Source organism: Reyranella soli (genome assembly GCF_007992495.1).
GTDB classification, from domain to species: domain Bacteria; phylum Pseudomonadota; class Alphaproteobacteria; order Reyranellales; family Reyranellaceae; genus Reyranella; species Reyranella soli.
Map to the genome: position 1 here is coordinate 1 of NZ_BKAJ01000156.1, position 18,771 is coordinate 18,771.

Annotated in this window: 17 protein-coding genes; 4 read left to right on the forward strand and 13 right to left on the reverse strand. The window is 67.0% G+C overall.

The genetic code is table 11. From position 1 onward, the window contains the following. Positions 1-33 precede the first annotated feature (33 nt). On the forward strand, positions 34-3,219 hold the full coding sequence (locus tag RSO01_RS36890; RefSeq protein WP_147155609.1) for a multidrug efflux RND transporter permease subunit: 3,186 nt from the start codon (positions 34-36) through the stop codon (positions 3,217-3,219). A 114-nt stretch (positions 3,220-3,333) separates the two neighbouring features. Here RSO01_RS36890 and RSO01_RS36895 read toward each other — a convergent pair whose 3' ends face one another. The 10 genes from RSO01_RS36895 to ilvD all read right to left on the reverse strand — a co-directional run bounded on the left by RSO01_RS36895 (position 3,334) and on the right by ilvD (position 13,118). Next, entirely contained in the window at positions 3,334-3,897 is a 564-nt protein-coding gene (locus RSO01_RS36895) for a dihydrofolate reductase family protein (protein WP_147155610.1), read from the reverse strand. Between the two features lie 17 nt (positions 3,898-3,914). Next, positions 3,915-4,643 (reverse strand): type 1 glutamine amidotransferase, encoded by a 729-nt coding sequence (locus RSO01_RS36900; protein ID WP_147155632.1) that lies wholly within the window; start codon positions 4,641-4,643, stop codon positions 3,915-3,917. Between the two features lie 35 nt (positions 4,644-4,678). After that, the gene (gene glmS, locus RSO01_RS36905) at positions 4,679-6,499 is read right to left on the reverse strand and encodes a glutamine--fructose-6-phosphate transaminase (isomerizing) (protein WP_147155611.1); all 1,821 of its coding nucleotides are present in this window, start codon (positions 6,497-6,499) and stop codon (positions 4,679-4,681) included. Between the two features lie 9 nt (positions 6,500-6,508). Continuing rightward, positions 6,509-6,700, reverse strand: coding sequence for a hypothetical protein (locus RSO01_RS36910; RefSeq protein ID WP_218037573.1), 192 nt, complete (start codon positions 6,698-6,700; stop codon positions 6,509-6,511). Positions 6,701-6,852: 152 nt separating this feature from the next. Next, the gene (locus tag RSO01_RS36915) at positions 6,853-7,623 is read right to left on the reverse strand and encodes an isocitrate lyase/PEP mutase family protein (protein WP_147155612.1); all 771 of its coding nucleotides are present in this window, start codon (positions 7,621-7,623) and stop codon (positions 6,853-6,855) included. Between the two features lie 3 nt (positions 7,624-7,626). Continuing rightward, entirely contained in the window at positions 7,627-8,490 is an 864-nt protein-coding gene (locus RSO01_RS36920) for an alpha/beta fold hydrolase (protein ID WP_147155613.1), read from the reverse strand. 3 nt (positions 8,491-8,493) lie between these two features. Next, positions 8,494-8,658 carry a hypothetical protein gene (locus RSO01_RS47845; protein ID WP_170303647.1) on the reverse strand — a complete coding sequence of 55 codons (165 nt, stop codon included), beginning with the start codon at positions 8,656-8,658 and terminating at the stop codon, positions 8,494-8,496. 88 nt (positions 8,659-8,746) lie between these two features. Further along, positions 8,747-9,586: a helix-turn-helix domain-containing protein gene (locus RSO01_RS36925; protein WP_147155614.1), complete on the reverse strand. Its 840-nt coding sequence runs from the start codon at positions 9,584-9,586 to the stop codon at positions 8,747-8,749. Positions 9,587-10,269: 683 nt separating this feature from the next. Beyond that, positions 10,270-11,379: an NAD(P)/FAD-dependent oxidoreductase gene (locus RSO01_RS36930; RefSeq protein WP_147155615.1), complete on the reverse strand. Its 1,110-nt coding sequence runs from the start codon at positions 11,377-11,379 to the stop codon at positions 10,270-10,272. Positions 11,380-11,399: 20 nt separating this feature from the next. Beyond that, positions 11,400-13,118 carry a dihydroxy-acid dehydratase gene (gene ilvD, locus RSO01_RS36935; protein WP_147155616.1) on the reverse strand — a complete coding sequence of 573 codons (1,719 nt, stop codon included), beginning with the start codon at positions 13,116-13,118 and terminating at the stop codon, positions 11,400-11,402. A 213-nt stretch (positions 13,119-13,331) separates the two neighbouring features. On the opposite strand from ilvD, the gene RSO01_RS36940 reads away from it, so the two are divergent. Beyond that, the gene (locus RSO01_RS36940) at positions 13,332-14,216 is read left to right on the forward strand and encodes a LysR substrate-binding domain-containing protein (RefSeq protein WP_147155617.1); all 885 of its coding nucleotides are present in this window, start codon (positions 13,332-13,334) and stop codon (positions 14,214-14,216) included. On the opposite strand, the gene RSO01_RS36945 is transcribed toward RSO01_RS36940, so the two are convergent. Both RSO01_RS36945 and RSO01_RS36950 read right to left on the reverse strand, forming a co-directional pair. After that, positions 14,207-14,821, reverse strand: a complete 615-nt coding sequence (locus RSO01_RS36945; RefSeq protein WP_147155618.1) for a thiamine pyrophosphate-dependent enzyme — start codon at positions 14,819-14,821, stop codon at positions 14,207-14,209. The genes RSO01_RS36940 and RSO01_RS36945 overlap by 10 nt on opposite strands. Positions 14,822-14,832: 11 nt before the next feature. After that, entirely contained in the window at positions 14,833-15,372 is a 540-nt protein-coding gene (locus tag RSO01_RS36950) for a thiamine pyrophosphate-binding protein (RefSeq protein WP_147155619.1), read from the reverse strand. 79 nt (positions 15,373-15,451) lie between these two features. Here RSO01_RS36950 and RSO01_RS36955 point away from each other — a divergent pair, with 79 nt between their 5' ends. Then, the gene (locus RSO01_RS36955; protein ID WP_147155620.1) at positions 15,452-16,378 is read left to right on the forward strand and encodes a LysR family transcriptional regulator; all 927 of its coding nucleotides are present in this window, start codon (positions 15,452-15,454) and stop codon (positions 16,376-16,378) included. A gap of 3 nt (positions 16,379-16,381) precedes the next feature. Here RSO01_RS36955 and RSO01_RS36960 read toward each other — a convergent pair whose 3' ends face one another. After that, on the reverse strand, positions 16,382-17,158 hold the full coding sequence (locus tag RSO01_RS36960; RefSeq protein WP_147155621.1) for an IclR family transcriptional regulator: 777 nt from the start codon (positions 17,156-17,158) through the stop codon (positions 16,382-16,384). A gap of 63 nt (positions 17,159-17,221) precedes the next feature. Here RSO01_RS36960 and RSO01_RS36965 point away from each other — a divergent pair, with 63 nt between their 5' ends. Then, positions 17,222-18,763: an acetate--CoA ligase gene (locus RSO01_RS36965; protein WP_147155622.1), complete on the forward strand. Its 1,542-nt coding sequence runs from the start codon at positions 17,222-17,224 to the stop codon at positions 18,761-18,763. Positions 18,764-18,771: the final 8 nt, after the last annotated feature.

The following is an 18,771-nucleotide window of genomic DNA, read 5'->3' on the forward strand; positions in this document are numbered from 1 at the left end:
GGTCCGGAAGACGAAGATTCAGGTAACTCACACATGGCAGGCTTCTTCATCGATCGGCCCATCTTTGCCTGGGTCGTGGCCCTCTTCATCTGCCTGATCGGCCTGATCTCGGTCCCGTTGCTGGCGATCGCGCAGTACCCGATCATCGCGCCGCCTTCGATCTCGATCAGCACGAGCTATCCCGGCGCGTCGCCGGAGAACCTCTACAACTCCGTGACGCGGCTGATCGAGGAGGAGCTGAACGGCGCGTCGGGCATCCTGAACTTCGAATCGGCCTCCGATTCGCTGGGCCAGGTCGAGATCATCGCCAACTTCGCGCCGGGCACCGACCCAGCGCTGGCCTCGGTCGAGGTGCAGAACCGCATCAAGCGCGTCGAGGCGCGCCTGCCGCGGGCGGTGATCCAGCAGGGCATCCTGATCGAGGAAGCGTCGAGCGCGGTGCTGCAGATCATCACGCTCTCCTCGACCGACGGTAGCCTCGACGAGGTCGGTCTGGGCGACTTCATGGTACGCAACGTCCTGGGCGAGATCCGGCGCATCCCCGGCGTCGGCCGCGCCACGCTCTATTCGACCGAACGGGCGCTACGCGTCTGGATCGATCCCGCCAAGCTCGTCGGCTACAACCTCACGGCCGACGACGTGAACGCCGCGATCACCGCCCAGAACGCGCAGGTCGCCTCGGGCAGCATCGGCGCCGAGCCCAGCCAATCGAACCAGAAGGTCGCTGCCCTGGTGCTGGTCAAGGGCCAGCTCGGCACGCCCGAAGAGTTCGGCTCGATCGTGCTGCGCGCCAATCCCGACGGCTCGACCGTGCGCCTGCGCGACGTGGCGCGCGTCGAGGTCGGCGGCATGGGCTACCAGTTCACCACGCGCCTGAACGGCAAGCCGACTGCGGGCCTCTCGGTGCTTTTGGCGCCGACCGGCAATGCGCTGGCCACCGCCAGCGCCGTCGAGGCCAAGATGAAGGAGCTGTCGCGCTTCTTCCCGGCCAACATCACCTATCAGATCCCCTACAACATCACGCCGGTCGTCGAGGCCTCGATCCAGAAGGTCGTCATGACCCTGCTCGAGGCGGTGGTGCTGGTGTTCGTCGTGATGTTCCTGTTCCTGCAGAACATCCGCTACACCATCATCCCGACCATCGTCGTGCCGGTGGCGCTGCTCGGCGCCTGCGCCGTGCTGCTGGCCGCCGGCTATTCGATCAACATGCTGACGCTTTTCGCCATGGTGCTGGCGATCGGCATCCTGGTCGACGATGCCATCGTCGTGGTCGAGAACGTCGAGCGCATCATGGCCGAGGAGGGCCTGTCGCCCAAGGAAGCGACGCGCAAGGCAATGTCGCAGATCACCAGCGCCATCGTCGGCATCACCCTGGTGCTGATGGCCGTGTTCCTGCCCATGGCATTCTTCCCAGGGTCGGTCGGCATCATCTACCGCCAGTTCTCGGTGACCATGGTGGCCGCGGTCGGCTTCTCGGCGCTGATGGCCCTGACGCTGACCCCGGCGCTCTGCGCCACCCTGCTGAAGCCGATCCCGGCCGGCCACGGGCATGCCCATTCCCATGCCAAGGGGCGCGGCCTGTTCGGTTGGTTCAACCGCGGCCTCGACTCGGTGCGCGACCGCTATGCCGGTGTAGTGGGCTGGTCGCTGAAGCGCACCGGCCGGTTGATGGCGATCTATGCCGCGCTGCTGGTCTGCCTGGGCTGGGCCATGGTGCGCTTGCCGGGCGGGTTCCTGCCAATCGACGACCAGGGCTTCATCACCACCGACGTGCAGACGCCGTCGGATGCCTCCTTCAACCGGACCCAGGCCTCGGTCGAGGCCGTCGAGCGCTATCTGGCCGGCAAGCCCGGCATCAAGGACGTGACCTTCCTGACCGGCTACAGCTTCCTCGGCCAGGGCATGAACACGGCGCAGGCTTTCATCACGCTCAAGGACTGGTCCGAGCGCGGCCCCGGCGAATCGGCGGCCGCCCTCGTCGCCGACATCAACCGCGATCTGGAATCGATCCGCGATGCCGAGGTCTCGGCGCTGCAGCCGCCGCCGATCGACAATCTCGGCAATTCCAGCGGCTTCAGCTTCCGCCTGCAGGACCGCGCCCAGAAGGGCTATGCCGCGCTGAAGGCGGCGAGCGACCAGCTCATCAAGGCCGCCAATGCCAGCCCCGTGCTGCAGAACGTCTACGTCGAGGGCCTGCCCGAGGGACCGCTGGTCAACCTGGTGATCGACCGCGAGAAGGCCATGGCCTTCGGCGTCACCTTCGAGGACATCAACAACACGATCTCGACCAACCTCGGCTCCAACTACGTCAACGATTTCCCCAACCGCGGACGCATGCAGCGCGTCATCGTGCAAAGCGATGCCGCAGGCCGCATGCGGTCCGACGACATGCTGTCCTACTATGTGAAGAACGCCGACGGGCAGCTCGTGCCGTTCTCGTCGTTCGCCACCGTCGAATGGGCCAAGGGGCCGACGCAGATCGTGGGCTTCAACTACTATCCCTCAGTCCGCATCAGCGGCGAGGCGAGGCCCGGCTACACCAGCGGCGATGCCATTGCCGAGATGGAGAAGCTCGCGGGCCAGCTGCCGCGCGGCTTCGGCTACGAATGGACGGGCCAGTCGCTGCAGGAGAAGCTCTCGGGCTCGCAGGCGCCGTTCCTGCTGGCGCTCTCGGCCCTGGTGGTCTTCCTCTGCCTGGCGGCCCTCTATGAAAGCTGGACGATCCCGATCGCCGTGCTGCTGACGGTGCCGCTCGGCATGACGGGCGCGGTGATCGCGGCCAACCTGCGCGGGCTCTCCAACGACGTCTATTTCACCGTCGGCCTGATCACCATCATCGGGCTCGCCGCCAAGGACGCCATCCTGATCATCGAGTTCGCCAAGGACCTGCGCGCCCACGGCAAGCCCCTGGTCGAGGCGACATTGGAGGCCTGCCGGCTGCGCTTCCGGCCGATCCTGATGACGGGTTTCGCCTTCGTCTGTGGCGTGCTGCCGATGGCCATCGCCACCGGCGCCGGCGGCAAGAGCCAGCAGGCGCTGGGGACCGGCGTCATGGGCGGCATGATCGCCGTCGTGGTGCTGGCGCTCCTGATGGTGCCGGTGTTCTTCGTCGTGGTGCAGCGCGTCCTGGGCCGCGACCGCGAAAAGGTCATGAAGAAAGAGGAGCCGTCGGCATCGGACGAGTTGGCGCCGAGCGGCCCACAGGCTGAGCTGCGTTAGTGCCGACTATCGCTGCTCGGTGAGTCACGGCTGTCATCCCGAGCGCAGCGAGGGATCTTTAGGGCCACAGGAAAGGTCCCTCGCTGCGCTCGGGATGACGGTGTGCCTGTATGGCTACCTTCTAGGCTCATACCGCATCGCCACCGCCCCCGAGGCAAACTCCAGCCGGCTCACGAGCTTCAAGTCGACATGCTTCGATAGCCCCGCGAACAACGTCGGCCCGTGGCCTGCGAGCCTGGGCTGCACCACGAACTCGTACTCATCGATCAATCCCAGCTCGGCCAACGCCAGCGGGAGCTTCACGCCGCCCACGTATAGTCCCTTGCCCGGCTCCCTCTTGAGCTGCTGAACGGCCTTCTCCTGATCATCGCCGCGCACGAGCTCCGCGTTCCAATCGACCTGGTCCAGGGTGTTCGACACGACGTACTTCTTTGCCGCGTCGATCGTCCGGGCGAAGGGTTCCATCCAATCGGCCATCCAATCAGGCCTTACGCCCGTCCGCGCCGGCGGTCGCCACGCGGCCTCCATCATTTCGTAGATGACCCGGCCAAAGAGGAGGGCATCGGCCCGCGCGAGGGTCTTGGTCGCGTGGCGATGCAAGTCTTCGTCCGCAGGAATTGCCCGATGATCGCAGCACCCGTCCAATGTGATGTTGATGGAGTACCGAAGGGGTCGCATTGCGTAAGCGTTGGAAGTCAGCTGGCCGCTGCAGCAGCACGCACCGGCTGGACGGTCTGCAGGAAGGCACGTGCGATGGCATGGCCGGCGCGATCCGCCGCCTCGGCGTGTCGCGCCGCGAATTCGGGGTAGCGAGCGAGCCAGCCGGGCGCCATGCGCTCGGCGACGTCGGGAAACTCGGCCAGCCATGCTTCGACGACGTCGATACTGGCCTCGAAGTGGAACTGCATGCCGTAGGCGGCGCGGCCGATGCGGAAGCATTGGTTCGCGACGGCCGAGCCCGACACGAGCCGCACGGCCTTGTCGGGCAGCGAGACCGTGTCGACATGCCAATGGAAGCTCTCGAACCGAGGGCCGAGGTCGCGGAACAGCGGATCGGCGGCTCCCTCCGCCGTTACGTCGAGCGCCGTCCAGGCGAATTCCTTGGCGCTGCCCAGGATGTTCTCGCCGCCGTAGGCGCGCGCCAGCAGCTGGCTGCCAAGGCAGATCCCGAGCACCGCCTTGTCGGCGTCGCCGAAGCGGCGCATCAGGCCTGCGAGGGCGGGAAGGTAGGGATAGTCGGCATCGTCGACAGCACTCTGCTTGCCGCCGAGCACGATCAGGCCGTCGTGGTCGTGGATTCCCGACGGCAGGACGCTGTCCTGCCAGGGCCGAAAGAGTTCTACTTCGGCTCCCGCTTCGTCGAGCGCCCGGCCCAAAGTGCCGAGATGGGTCTTGTGCATGTTTTCGACGACGGCGATACGCACCACGCTGACCTCACGACCGATTTTTCGCGGCCAGCCTACTCGACCGTGACGGATTTCGCGAGGTTGCGCGGCTTGTCGATGTCGCATCCCCGCTGTCGTGCGACATGGTAGGCGAGAAGCTGCAGCGGAATGTTGAGCAGCAGGGGATCGAGCTCGGGCTCGAGCGCCGGCACCTCGAACGACCGGTCGAACGGCGCGTGCGTCTCGCCCGGATGCGTGATGGCGATGACGGGGCCGCCGCGTGCCTTGACCTCCTCGATGGTCGAGACGTTCTTGGCTAGAAGATCGTCGCGCGGCAGGACGATCACCGTCGGCGTCTCGGGCGTCACCAGGGCCAGCGGCCCATGCTTCAGCTCGGAGGCGGGATAGGCCTCGGCGTGGAGATAGCTGATCTCCTTCAGCTTCAATGCGCCTTCCATGGCGATGGCGTAGCCGGCTGACCGGCCGACATAGAAGGCGTGCTCGGCGCCCTGGAAGAACTCGGCCAGGCGGGCGATCTCGTCCTCGCGCTCGAGGATCGCCGCGACGCGGTCGGGCAGGGCGTCCAGCGCCCTGAGCAGGCGCGCACCGTTGGCGTTGGACAAGTCGCGCAGCCGGCCGAGATGGACGGCGAGCAGCGCCATGGCGACAACGCTGCAGGTGAAGGTCTTGGTCGAGACCACGGCGATCTCGGGCCCGGCATGCAGGTAGATGCCCTGACCGCATTCGCGCGCGATGGTGCTGCCGACGACGTTGACGATGCCCATCACGCGGCCGCCCTTGCGCTTGACCTCCTGCACCGCTGCCAGCGTGTCGAAGGTCTCGCCCGACTGGCTGACGGCGATATAGAGCGTGTCCATCTCGATCACGGGATTGCGGTAGCGGAACTCCGATGCCGCTTCGGCCTGGCAGGGGATGCGCGCCAGCTGCTCGATCAGGTGCGCGCCCAGGGCGCCCGCGATATAAGCCGCACCGCAGCCCAGGATCCGGATGCGCCGCACGTCCAGAAGCTCGCGCGCCGTGAGGGTGATGCCGCCGAGATGCGTGGTCTGGAAGCGCGGCTCCAGCCGTCCGCTCAGCGTGCGTCTCAGCGCTTCGGGTTGATCGGCGATCTCCTTGCGCATGTAGTGGTCGAAAGCACCCTTGTCGTAGGACTCGTCCTTCCAGATCATCGCCGACGGCGTCTTGACCGTGCTGGTGCCGTCGAGCTTGCGCGTCTCGTAGCCGTCGGCGCGCACGACCGCGATCTCGCCGTCGTCGAGATGCACGACACTGGTGGCGTGCCGCACCAGGGCGGAGGCGTCGGAGGCGAACAGCGTCTCCTTGTCGCCCAGCCCCAGCATGACCGGGCTGCCGTTGCGCGCCACGACCAGCACGTCGGGACGCTCGGCGTCCATGACTGCGATGCCGTAGGTGCCGACCACCAGCTTCAGGACGGCGCTCACCACAGCCTCCAGCGGCGAGCCATCGTCCATCAGTGCGACCAGATGGGCGATCACTTCGGTGTCGGTATCGGAGCTGAAGGTCGTGCCCTGGGCCGCGAGCTGCGCCCGGAGAGCCGCGGCATTCTCGATGATGCCGTTGTGCACGACGGCGTAGCGGCCGGTGCTGTCGCTGTGGGGATGCGCGTTGCGGTCGCTCGGCTCGCCATTGGTCGCCCAGCGCGTATGGGCGATGCCCGACGTGCCCTTGAAGCGCAGCGGCTTCAGCTCATCGAGCTCGCGCACGCGTCCCTTGCGCTTGGCGATCTTGAGCGCGCCCTTGGCCGCGATGGCGATGCCGGCCGAATCGTAGCCGCGATATTCCAGGCGGTTGAGCCCGGCCATCAGGATGGGGGCGGCCTGACGTTTGCCGATATAACCGACGATGCCGCACATGGGAGGTTCCTAGCCGTAGATGATGCGGCGCAGCTGCCGCGTGGTGTAGGCCGGCGCCGGGAAGCGGCGCTGGGCGAGCTCGGCCTGCAGCTGGAGGAAGATCGCGGTGTTCGAGAGCCCCTGCCGCTGCAGCGCCAGGTGGCGCCGGCGGACGAACGCCTCGGGCTCCTCGACCAGGAACGACAGGACCTCGTCGACCACGCGACGAGCCTCCTTGGGCTCCAACCTCGATGTCCGGGCCAGGTACTCCACGAGTTCGTCCAAATCATCCAACTCGGCGTCGTTCACGGAGACCTCTAGTCGGCTAACAAGCCAACTTGTACCGTTTTGCCCGAATTCGGGCAAATCAGGCCTCAGGGAACGGATATCGCGGCGCGCGCGAGCTGTTCGAGGTTTTTCATCGCCGCCAAGTATGGCCTCGGGCCATGGCTGACGCGGGCGACGCCAGCTTCTGCGAGCAGGGCAAGGCTAGGCGTTCGATCGACCATGATGTTCACCGGCAGGGGAGACGCGCTGACCAGGCGCGCAATCATGGCCCGATCGGCGAGGCCGGGAACGAAGAGTCCGTCGGCGCCGGCATCGGCATAGGCGCGGGCCCGCTCGATCGTGGCTGCAAGCATCGCCTCGTCGTCTCCTTCCGTTGCTTCCTGGAAGTAGACGTCGGTGCGGGCATTGATGAAGTAGCGAAGCCCGGCGGCGTCGGCTGCTCCACGCGCCGCGCGGAGGCGTTCCACCTGCTCGGCGGTGTCACGCAGCTTACCGCTTTCGGGAAAACTGTCCTCGAGGTTGCATCCGATCGCACCGGCCGCGATGGTGCGCGCAATCGTGCGGCGCACGTCGTCCGCCGTCCTGCCGTAGCCGCTCTCGATATCGACGCTCACCGGCAGGTCCGTCGCCCGCGCGATCCGCGCGAGGTTGTCGACGGCGAGGTCGAGCGGCACGTCCTCGCCATCCTTGAAGCCATTGGCGGCCGCGACGGACCAGCTTCCTGTAGCGATCGCGCGCGCACCGGACGCTGCGACCGCCTTTGCCGTCCCGGCATCCCAAATGTTGAACAGGACGAAAGGCCGTCCGGGAACATGCAGCGCATGGAAGTCGTCGGCCTTTTTTTCCGCTTCGCTCATGACTTACTCCGCCAACCAATGGCTGCGCAGTTCGTGATTGAAGTCGGCGGCGCGTTCCTCGGGAAAGAAGATCCGCGCGCCCTCGAACTCGATCCTCTTGCGCGTGCCGGGGATGGTCTTGGCCAGCCAATGCGACCATCGGACATCGAAGTAGATGTCGTCGGTCCCCCAGGCGATCAGCGTCGGCGCCTTGAGTGTCCGCAGCTGCTCCGCCACAGCGACGGTGTGCTTGCAGTCGAAGGCGGCGAGGAAACGCTGGAAATCGCGCGTGCGCTGCTCTGTCTCCACCAGGGGCCGCAGATAGGTCTCGATGGTCTCGTCGCTCACCCGGTCCGGGTGCTCATAGGCCGGTCCTAGCGCCTCTGCCGAGCGGTAGATATTCTTGTCCGCCACCATGGCGTCGAGCGTGCCGCGCAGGCCGCCGGCCGCCGCCATTGCGAGGAACGGCTTGAACGCTTCCGGCGGCCAGTTGTCGTGGACGTCGCAGTCGGTGAGCGTGAGGCTGCGCACGCGCGAGGGATTCGTCGCGGCGAAGATCTGGGCGATACCGCCGCCGCTGTCATTGCCGACCAGGTCGACCTTGTCGATTCCGAGCACGTCGATGACCTCGCGCAGCATCCTGGCATTGGCGGTCACCGACACGTCCTGATCGGGCGCGATCTCGGTGTCGCCATGCGCCAGCAGGTCCACGGCGATGCAGCGGCGGATGTCGGACAAGGCCGCCAGCTGGTGGCGCCACAAGTGGCCATTGAGCAGAACACCGTGGACGAACAGGGCGACCGGCCCAGACCCTGCCTCGGCAAAGGCGATACGGCCGGACGCTGTAGCAACGCTGCGCTTGGTCGACGTCTTGGGCAGAGAGGTCATCGCTCAGCCCTCCCCGGCTTGCGCGTCGGTCGAGATCGACGCCTCGGCTTCGTTGAGCGCGCGGGCACAGGCCTCGCAGCACACTTCGACCGTATTGCCGCCAAGCTTGACCTTGATGGCCGTGCCATCGATCTCGCAGTCGCAAGCCGCACAGGTTCTCGCAGTCATCGTTCCATCTCCTCCAGGAGCCGGGATATCGGCCTGGGATGGAAGAAGGCATTGCCGACGGCTGGCCGCTGTCAGAATCTTTAGCGATCTAAAAGCCTCGCCGCGGACGGATCGAGCGCTGGAACGCCGCTGGCGTGCGGCCGTAGGCCTGGCGGAAGGCGGCGCTAAAATGGCTGTGGCTGGAGAAGCCGAGGTCCACGCTGAGCGCGGTGAGGTCGTCGTATCGGCCGAGCAGGTCGAGGGCACGTGCTAGCCTCAGGCGCAAATGGTAGCGATAGAGCGGCATCGCTTCGACCTGCTGGAACACTTGCGTCAGGTAGACCGGCGAGACGCCGACCTCCGCGCCGATCTCGGCAAGCGTCCAGCGCCGCGTCAGGGCCGTCGACAACACGACCTTGGCGCGGTCGACCAGCTTGCGGCGGCCGGGGCTGGCGCCGGCCGCATGCGATGTCCGCTCGCCGAGCGCGCGCCGTATCAACGTCAGGGCCAGCGTTTCCGCTTCAAGTGTCTCTGCGACGTTGCGGCTCAAGCTGTGGCGCAGCAGCGCCATGAGGGCCTGCGTCCGCGGGTCGATGCGCAGGCGCTGCTGATGGAACGCTACCGTGCTGCCTTGGCGCACCATGCCTCTCGGCGCCAACTCGCGCACCGCCGCCTCGTCCATCATCAGGTCCAGCGAGGCGTCGCCGCCGGAGATCGGATGGCTGACCCGGTAGCCCTCCGCCTCGTTGAAGAACAACACCTGGTTGGCTTCCGCCACGGCATCGCTTCGACCGAGATGCCGCACGTAGACCCCGCGATAGGGGAAGACCAGGTGCGTCGCCGCGGCGCATTCCTCGGCACTGGCCTGCCGGCAGGCGCCGTCGCAGACCACGTCGCGGATCGCCAGGGTATCCGTCTTCAGGAGAAGTTTTACCGAGAACTGCGACATGAAACGCCCCTCATAGCTCTGCACCGGGATTTTGACGAATTGGCGAGGGGCCGATGAGATTGCCAGCACTGCTGGCACCGATGCTTGATCGCAAACAATTTTGCGCCCTTTCGCCCCTTATGGGACGCAAAAATAGAACCGTAGTTGACTAGAACGATCACCTCAGTTATATATTCCTTGCGCTCGCCTCCTGGCGGCTCTGCTCTATGCATCGTTCATCCGATACCATCGCACCCGGCGGTAGCCCTGCCAGGGCCAATTTCCTGTCCCCCCGAGCGAAGCCGCCCCAGGGTCGGTCGCTCTCGGGGGTGATAGTAAAATCGCAGCCCGACCTGGCGCATCGCGACAAGGCCCGCCAGCTTACCATCCAACTGGCCGGTCAATCCGGCCCTTGCCAGCAGCGTCAAAACGGCCAGCGAAACTAGCGAAATTCAAAAAACCCGAAGATTCAATGGTTTCGCCCGGGGTTTGGGGGCTAGCGAAATCCAGCGTAATTCACGCCGACCCGCGGTCGAGCCAAGGAACGCGAAATGTCGCTTCTGTCGCGTTTTAGGGGACAGCGTCCGGCCACCGCCAGGACCGGAAGAGGCAGAGGCATCAATGACCTACGGGAATTTCCGGCGGAGTCGCACAACGCGATCCGGTTTGCCGTTCAGCCAGGCAAAACCACTGTGCAGAGCCGCTCAGGCCCGGCGCAGGCGCGCCGGATCGAAGGCGCGCAGGCGACCGGGAGCGAAAGGCCTCAAATCGAGATGCTGCGCCGCGCCGTCGAGGATCAGCTCGGCCATGGCCTCACCCGTCGCGGGAGCGTTGAGCATGCCCCAGACGCTGTGTCCGGTGGCGACGAAGGCGCCGTCGACGCCCGGAACGGCGCCGATCAGCGGCAGGCCATCGTCGGTGACCGGCCGGAAGCAGGCCTGTCGCGCCGTGATCGGGGCGGTGGCCAGCGCCGGCGAGATGGTTCTACACATCGCCTCCAGGCGGTCGTGCGCGCCTTCGTCGGGCGAGACCTGCGCGGGATCGACGGGCAATGGCTCGGTGCTCGAGACCGCGCACACCCAGGTCGTGCCGTCGGCGCGCGGAAAAATCTCCGGCGTCAGGACCTCGCCGCTCGTCTCCTGGTATTCGAGGAACAGGGCTTCCGCCGCGATCGCCTCGCCGGTCCGGAAGATCAGGCTATGGCCCTTGTAACCGTACACCGCGGGCAGGGGCAGCCAGCGCGTCGCCAGGATCGACCATGGCCCCATGGCGATGACGACCGCGTCGCCCTCGACGACCTCGCCGTCTTCGAGCACGACGCCGCGGACGCCGTCCTTGTCGCGCATGAGGTCGACGGCCGTGCCGTGCCGGAGCGCACCACCGTGCTTCTCGGCGGCGGCCATCAGGCCCTTGGTGAAGGCGCGCGGCTCGACGATCGCCGTCGTCTGCGGCGAGCCGAGCCGGCCCGTGAGCGTCACGGCTTCGGACAGCCACGGCCTCTCTCCCGGACCGCGCGCCTCGCCGTTTTCGACGGCGTAGCCGCCGTAAGTGTCGAGGCGGCGATAGCCCCACGGATTGCCGAGTGTGTCGGCGAGCTCGGCATGCAGTGCAAAGCTCCGCCGCGCCAGCCGGTCGAGCGGGCTGCCGCGGCACCAGTCGAGCGCCAGAAAGCCGCCAGACTTGCCGGAGGCCGAGCCGGCGACTTCATGGCGTTCGATGACGATGGGCTCAGCACCACGTCGACTGAGGAAGTAGGCGGTGGCGGCGCCGATCGCGCCGCCGCCGCAGATGATGATGCGTTTACCCGGGCTCATGCCCTCACTGTAGCGGTCGCTCAGCTATCGGCGTAGCTCACTTTCTCCGCCGTCGCGCCGGGATGCACGACGGCGCCGCCTGCAGCATTGCCGACGGTCTGGGCGTAGCGCCACAGCGCGCCTGTCGGATGCAGCGTGGTCCGCGGCTGCCAGGTGCGGCGGCGCTCCTCGAGCTCGGCTGAGGGGACCAGCAGGTCGATCGTGCCGGCATCGGCGTCGATCGCGATCATGTCGCCGTTCTTGAGCAGGGCGATCGGGCCGCCGACGGCCGCCTCGGGTCCGAGATGCCCGACGCAGAGACCGCGCGTGCCGCCGGAGAACCGACCGTCGGTCACCAGCGCCACATCCTCGCCCATGCCCTGGCCGTAGATGGCGGATGTCGTCGCCAGCATCTCGCGCATGCCCGGCCCTCCGCGCGGACCCTCGTAGCGGATGACGAGAACTTCGCCGGCCTTGTAGTCGCGCCGCAGCACGGCGGCGAGGCAGTCTTCTTCCGATTCGAAGATGCGGGCCGGCCCGGTGAGCGCGCGTCGCTTCAGATGGGCCACCTTGCAGATCGCGCCCTCCGGCGCGAGCGAGCCTTTCAGGCCGACCACGCCGCCGCTCGGCGAGAAGGGATTTTTGGCCGGCCGCAAGATGTCCTGGCCGCTTGGCACCACCACGTCGGCATGATTCTCGGCGAGAGTCTTGCCGGTCACCGTGAGGCAATCGCCATGCAGATAGCCGCCGTCGAGCAGCGCCTTGATCAGAACGGGCACCCCGCCGATCCGGTAGAGGTCGATCGCCATGTAGCGACCGGTAGGCTTCATGTCAGCGAGATAGGGCGTGCGGCGGAAGACGTCGACCACGTCGGCAAGGTCGAACTTGATGCCGGCCTCGTTGGCGATCGCTGGCAGGTGCAGCGCGCTGTTGGTCGACCCGCCCGACGCCGCGACGATGGCGGCGGCGTTCTCCAGCGACTTCCGGGTGACGATGTCGCGCGGCCGGATGTTGCGTGCGATCAGATCCATCACCGTCCGCCCGCAGGAAGCGGCGATGGCGCCGCGCTTGGCGTCGACGGCGGGAACGAAGCCGGAGCCGGGCAGGGCGATGCCCATCGCCTCCGACACCGCCGCCATGGTGCTCGCGGTATATTGGCCGGGGCAGGCGCCGATTGTCGGGCAGGCCGCCACTTCCAGGCGCTGCAGTTCGTCGCGGCCGATCTTGCCGCCGGTGTAGGAGCCCACGCCCTCGAACACGTCGACGACGCCGACCTGGCGGCCGTCGAGATGGCCGGGCAGCAGGGAGCCGCCATAGAGGAACACCGACGGCACGTTCAGGCGCACCATCGCCATCATCACGCCGGGCAGGGTTTTGTCGCAGCCCGCCAGGCCCACGATCGCATCGTAGCAGTGGCCGCGCACGACCAGCTCGATCGATTCGGCGACCAGTTCGCGCGACACCAGCGACGCCTTCATGCCGCGATGGCCGTTGGCGATGCCGTCGGTGACGCTGGCCGAGGTGAACTCGAAGGGCGTGCCGCCCGCCTCGCGCACGCCCGTCTTCACGAACTGGGCCTGGTCGTGCAGCGGCATGTTGCAGGGCGAGGATTCGCTCCAGGTCGTGGCGATGCCGATCAGCGGCTTGTCGAGATCCTCCGGCGCGAGGCCGGTGCCGAGCATCATGGCGCGCATCGGCGCCTTCTCGGGTCCCTCGGTGACGTGGCGGCTGGGCAGGCGGGTCTTGTCGAAGCGTGGCATGGGGAGGCTCCTTCAAAGTCCCGTCATCCCGACCGGAGCCGAGCGTAGCGAGGCGGAGTGGAGGGACCTGTTTTGTTGATGCATCGACAGAAAAGGTCCCTCGCCTGCGCCGCCCTTCGGGCGGCTCCGCTCGGGATGACGGATAAATGCGATAGCCTTGGCAGCCAATGTTGGTCCAATATATTGATCAGCCTCTATTGATACTGAATCTGTATGGACCTTCGCCGTCTTCGCTACTTCGTGGCCGTCGCCGAGGAATTGCACTTCGGTCGCGCGGCACGGCGGCTCAATGTCTCGCAGCCGCCGCTCAGCGTGCAGATCCGCACCCTCGAGCGCGAGGTCGGCGCGCCACTGCTGATGCGCACGCAACGCCGCGTCGAGCTCACCGAGGCAGGGCGTGTGCTGCTCGACGAAGCGCGACGCCTGCTCGGCCAGGCCGAGGCCGCGGTCATCCATGCCCGCCGCGCCGCCCTGGGCACGGTCGGCCGCCTCACCGTCGGCTTCGTCAGCACCGTCGATTACAGCATCCTGCCGCCGCTGGTCCGCCGCTTTCGCCAGAAGCATCCCGGGGTCGCGCTGAAACTGCTGGAGCTGACGGGGGACCGCCAGCAGGCGCTGCTGCAATCGGGCGAGCTCGATCTCGGGCTGTCGATCCTGCCGTCGCCGGCGCCGGGCCTGACGACGCGGCCGGTCTTCCGCGAGCCGCTGATCGCGGGCGTGCCGGCCAACCACAGGCTCGCCGCCCGTCGGCGCATCGCCTTGCGTGCGCTGACAGCGGAGCCTTTCATTCAGTTTCCGCGTGAGTTTGCCCCTGGCCTCTACGACCTCGCGATCGCCGCCTGCCAGGGTGCGGGCTTCACGCCGCACCTCGCGCAGGAGGCGATCCAGATGCAGACCATCCTCGGCCTGGTCGCGGCCGGGCTCGGTGTTGCCGTCGTCCCGCACTGCATGTCGAAGCTGCAGCGCCCCGACGTGCGCTATCTCGCGCTCGATGCGCGCGGCTTCGAGGTCAAGACCGTGGCGCTATGGCACGCCGAGAATCGGGCGCCGGCGCTCGAGTCGCTGATCGCTGAGCTGCCGGCCGAGCGTCAGGGGTGACCGAGCAGGGCTTGCCGAAACCGATCTTTCAGATGCGCGCCATCCTGCGGCGGCATGACGAACTCGAGCTTCTCGACCATCACCTTGACCAGGCGGAAGACCGGGCCCTTGGTGGTCCGAGCCGCCTTCACGAGCTCGGCCACCTCGCTTGCGTCGCGCACGGTGCCGACGTCGGCGATGCCGCAGCCCTTGGCGATCACCGCCAGGTCGGCGCCGGCGCCCGAGTTCGTCGGGCCGTTGTTGCGCGGGCTGGTGTGCGAGGCCTGATTGCCGGTCTCGCCGAATTTCTCGTTGTCGAGCACGACGATCGCCAGGTTCTCCGGCTGCTGCGTCGCCACCGTGGCGAGGGAGCCCAAGCTCATCATCAGGTCGGCATCGCCCGTAATCACCAGCACGCGCTTGTCGGGCTGCGCCAGGGCAAGGCCCAGGCCCATGCTGACCGGCGCGCCCATGGCGCCCCACAGCGGCATGTTGAGCGGCCGGTCGCCTGCTTCGGTGATGTCCCAGTTCGACGAGCCGAGGCCCGCGATCACCAGAAGGTTGTCGTCGGCGCCTTCGAGGATCTTCTTGACCAGCGGACGACGCTGCAGAGTGGCCTTGCTCATTTGCCCATTGCTCATTTGCTCGTCTTCTTTCCGAAGTCTTTGATGCCGATCAGCTTCTGGCGCAGCAGGACGGCAACCGACTGGCCGCCGTTGAACGCCGCGCGCGCCGCGGCGTCGACCGTGGCCTTCACCTCGGAAGCCTTGTCGACGGAATAGACCAGCACGCCCATCGCCTCGAGCACCTTTGGCGTGCCCTGGCCCATCGGGTACTGCCAGGAATTGAACTCGCCCCACTCGCCGCGCATCGTGATCAAGGTCAGGAACGGAAAGCGCAGCGTCTTGGTCAGCCCCATCAGGTTGATGGTGTTGCCCACGCCCGAGCTCTGCATCAGCAGCGCCGAGCGCTGGCCGCCCAACCAGGCGCCGGCGGCGAGGCCGATGCCTTCTTCCTCGGTGGTGAGCGGCACGGTGCGGATCGAGTTTGAGCGCTGGCAATGCTCGATCAGGCGCGAATGGCCGGCATCGGGCACGTGATAGACCTGCTTGATGTCGTGGGTCTGCAAGACCTCGAAGATCTCGTCGCGCCAGTCGGCGCTTGCTTCGGCGTTCATGCCCGTCGTTCTAGCTATCGCCGTCTGGTATTTCGACAGCTATTCGCCGTGATCAGATATACCGGTATTGTATCGCTCCATGGAGCTATCCCAACTCCGCACCCTGATCCATGTCGCCGAGCTCGGCAGCCTCAGCAAGGCGGCCGACCGGCTGCACATCGCCCAGCCGGCACTCAGCCGCCAGGTGCGGCTGCTCGAGGAGGAGCTGGGCGTTCGCCTGTTCGCGCGCCACGGCCGCGGCATGGTCCTGACCGAGCAGGGCCAGGAGATCCTGAAGCATGCGACGCGTGTGATGACGGAGCTGGAGGAGATGCGTGCTGCCGCGTCGGAGACAGGGGCGCCGCTGCGCGGCCAGATCGCCATCGGATTTCCGCCAACCGTGGCCGACATCGTCTCGGTGCCGTTGGTCGCCTCCTTCGGCCAGGCGCATCCGCAGGCCGAGCTGCGCCTGGTTGCCGGCTATACGGGCAACCTGATCGACTGGCTCCATCGCGGCGAGATCGACGTCGCCGTGCTCTACGATCCGCACGCGGCGCGCTCGCTGCGCTCGCAGCCGCTGCTGCTGGAAAACCTGTTCCTGATCGGGCCGCCGGACGCCGGTTTCTCGAGCGACCGCGCCGTCACCTTCAAGCAGCTCGACGGCAAGCGCATGCTGCTGCCCAGCGTGCGCCACGGCCTTCGCACCATCGTCGAGCATTGCGCCAGCGAAGCGGGCATTGCCCTCAACGTCGTGGTCGAAGCCGATTCCTATGCGACGCAGAAGGATTTGGTGCGCCACGGCCACGGCTGGACGATCCTGCCGCTCCCGCCGATCCACGAGGATATCGCAGCGGGCCGGCTGACAGCGGCGCCTCTGGTCGATCCGGTGCCGGTGCGGCGCCTCGTGCTGTCCTATCCCGCCGATCGCCCAGCGCCGAGACTCGCGCGTTTCGCCGGCGAAGCGATCACCGGCATCGTCAGGGACAAGGTCGAGCGCGGCATCTGGGCCGGCCAACTGCTGGGGTGAACGCTACGCCTGTGGGGCCAATTGCGTCGTCAGCTCCTCGGCGAGGCCCTTCATGTCGTGGGCAAGCTTGAGCGACGTCGTGCGGTCGAGCTGGTTGCCGAGGCCGACCGCCGCCAGCGTATGGGAGATCGTACCGCGGCCGTTCAGCACCGGCACGGCCACGATCGTCACGCCGGAAATGTAGTTGCCGCGATCGATGCTGAACTTCTGCCGGCGCGTCAGGTCGACTTCCTTGCACCAGCTCTCGTAGTCCGGCGCGTTGTGCCAACGCAGCCGGTGAAAGCGTTTCTCGATCTCGGGCCACGGCTGCTCGGTGAAGGCCGCGAGGCAGCGTCCGGTGGCGCTGATCAGCGCGGGGAAACGGCTGCCGACATCGACATGCAGGCGCACCGGCGCCTGTGAGCGCGCCAGCGCGACCACGATCATGTGGTCGAGATCGGGCAGCTCCACGCCGATCGCCGTGACGGGATAGCGGCTCGACAGCTCGTCGAGCTTGGGTCGCACGAGGTTGGGGAAGTCGCCGTTCTCCAGCACGGCGCGCGCCAGCGGCAGCATGCCGACGCCCAGCCTGTACTGCTTGGTGAGCGGATCGACGCGCACCAGTTGCTCGGCCATCAGCGCGCGCAGGATGTGCAGCGCCGTCGAGGGCACGAGGCCGAGCGCCTGGGCGACAGCCTTCAGGCCGAGCGGCGTGCGGCTGCGGCTCAGCAGGCGAAGGATCGCGATCGCGCGGGTGACGGCGGGAACGGCGCGGATGCGAGGGCCAGTGCGCTCAGTCATTTTGTCTATATACAATTAGTGGATCTCTTGTACAATATGTCGCCGCGCGCCAAGATGCCAGCCATGGCGAGGCTGACCGACATCACGAGTTACGCGGGCGCGCAGGCAGAGTTCTCTTCGGCGAAGCTGTGGGAGCTGGTCGACGGCGATCGCGCGCATCTCAACATCGCGCACGAATGCATCGACCGGCATGCCGGCTGCACCAATCCCGCCGTGATCGTCGTTCGCGCCGATGGCTCGAGCGAGACGCTGAGCTTCAAGGACATCGCCGAGGATTCAGCGCGCTTCGCCCACTGGCTGGTCTCCGAGGGCGTGCGACCGGGCGATCGCGTCGCCATCATGCTCGAGCCCTCGCGCGCTTTTTATGCGGCCGTATTCGGCACTATGAAGCTGGGTGCGATCGCGGTGCCGCTGTTCACGCTGTTCGGTCCCGACGGCGTGAAGCTTCGCGTCGACGACTGCAAGCCCAGCCTGCTGGTGACCAACACCGAGAAGGCGCCGCTTCTTGCCTCGGCGGGCCCGCGTATCGTCGTCGCCGACGACACCTTCTTTGCGCAGCTGGAGCGCTTCGAGCCGCGCTTCGCAGCCGACACGGCGTCCGATGCGCTTGCGATCTTCCAATACACCTCGGGCACGACCCGCGAGCTTCCCGAGGCGGTCAAGCACAGCCACCGCTCGATCGTCACCCTGATGGTGGCGGCGCTCTACGGCACCGGCCTGCGGCCGGGCGATCGATTTCTCTGCCCGTCTTCGCCGGCCTGGGGCCACGGCCTCTGGCACGGCACCCTGGCGCCGCTCGCGCTCGGGATCACCGTCGGCGCCTATGCCGGCAAGTTCAACGCCGAGCGGCTGCTGTCGGCGCTGCAGGAGCACCAGTTCACCAACATCTCGGCGGCGGCCACGCATTACCGCATGATGCGCAACTCCGGCGCGGCGGATCGCTTCCGCTACGGCATCCAGAAACTCTCCTTCACCGGCGAGCCGATCGACAGTGAGACGGCGGGCTTCGTCGAGCAGATCTTTGGCCGCCCAGTCTGCAGCATGTACGGCACGACCGAGATCGGCGTGATCCTGGTGAGCTATCCCGGGGCACGGGACTTCACCGTCAAGCCGGGGTCGCTGGGCAAGCCCATTCCCGGCGGGCGCATCGAGGTTCATGACGCGGCGGGCCAGCCCTGTGCGCCGGGCGTCGTTGGCGAGCTGAAAGTCTGGCGGCGCGGGCAGTGGATCGCGACCAAGGATCTCGGCCGCACCGACGAGGACGGCTACTTCTATCACGCCGGCCGGGCCGACGACGTCATCATCTCCGCCGGCTGGACAATGAGCGCCGTCGAGATCGAGGACGCCATCCTGAAGCACCGCGAAGTCCGCGAAGCCGCCGCTATCGGCGTGCCCGATCCCTTGCGCGGCCAGGTGGTGAAGGCCTTTGTCGTCGCCGACCGGCCGGGCGACGAGATCTTCCGGCAGGAGATCCAGGATCTCGTGCGGCAAAGGCTCAGCCACCACGAATATCCGCGGCTCGTGGCCTTCGTGTCGGAGCTGCCCAAAACGCCGGCCGGCAAGGTCAATCGCAAGGTGCTGCGCGATCGCGAGCGCGCGGCCTAGGGAATCAT

Excerpts from the sequence above, each read along its gene's own strand:
- RSO01_RS36925 (WP_147155614.1), bottom strand. The coding sequence starts at position 9,586 with ATGTCGCAGTTCTCGGTAAAACTTCTCCTGAAGACGGATACCCTGGCG.
- RSO01_RS36965 (WP_147155622.1), top strand. The coding sequence starts at position 17,222 with ATGGCGAGGCTGACCGACATCACGAGTTACGCGGGCGCGCAGGCAGAG.
- RSO01_RS36920 (WP_147155613.1), bottom strand. The coding sequence starts at position 8,490 with ATGACCTCTCTGCCCAAGACGTCGACCAAGCGCAGCGTTGCTACAGCG.
- ilvD (WP_147155616.1), bottom strand. The coding sequence starts at position 13,118 with ATGCCACGCTTCGACAAGACCCGCCTGCCCAGCCGCCACGTCACCGAG.
- RSO01_RS36930 (WP_147155615.1), bottom strand. The coding sequence starts at position 11,379 with ATGAGCCCGGGTAAACGCATCATCATCTGCGGCGGCGGCGCGATCGGC.
- RSO01_RS36945 (WP_147155618.1), bottom strand. The coding sequence starts at position 14,821 with ATGAGCAAGGCCACTCTGCAGCGTCGTCCGCTGGTCAAGAAGATCCTC.
- RSO01_RS36895 (WP_147155610.1), bottom strand. The coding sequence starts at position 3,897 with ATGCGACCCCTTCGGTACTCCATCAACATCACATTGGACGGGTGCTGC.
- glmS (WP_147155611.1), bottom strand. The coding sequence starts at position 6,499 with ATGTGCGGCATCGTCGGTTATATCGGCAAACGTCAGGCCGCCCCCATC.
- RSO01_RS36960 (WP_147155621.1), bottom strand. The coding sequence starts at position 17,158 with ATGACTGAGCGCACTGGCCCTCGCATCCGCGCCGTTCCCGCCGTCACC.
- RSO01_RS36890 (WP_147155609.1), top strand. The coding sequence starts at position 34 with ATGGCAGGCTTCTTCATCGATCGGCCCATCTTTGCCTGGGTCGTGGCC.
- RSO01_RS36950 (WP_147155619.1), bottom strand. The coding sequence starts at position 15,372 with ATGAACGCCGAAGCAAGCGCCGACTGGCGCGACGAGATCTTCGAGGTC.
- RSO01_RS36955 (WP_147155620.1), top strand. The coding sequence starts at position 15,452 with ATGGAGCTATCCCAACTCCGCACCCTGATCCATGTCGCCGAGCTCGGC.
- RSO01_RS36940 (WP_147155617.1), top strand. The coding sequence starts at position 13,332 with ATGGACCTTCGCCGTCTTCGCTACTTCGTGGCCGTCGCCGAGGAATTG.
- RSO01_RS47845 (WP_170303647.1), bottom strand. The coding sequence starts at position 8,658 with ATGACTGCGAGAACCTGTGCGGCTTGCGACTGCGAGATCGATGGCACG.
- RSO01_RS36915 (WP_147155612.1), bottom strand. The coding sequence starts at position 7,623 with ATGAGCGAAGCGGAAAAAAAGGCCGACGACTTCCATGCGCTGCATGTT.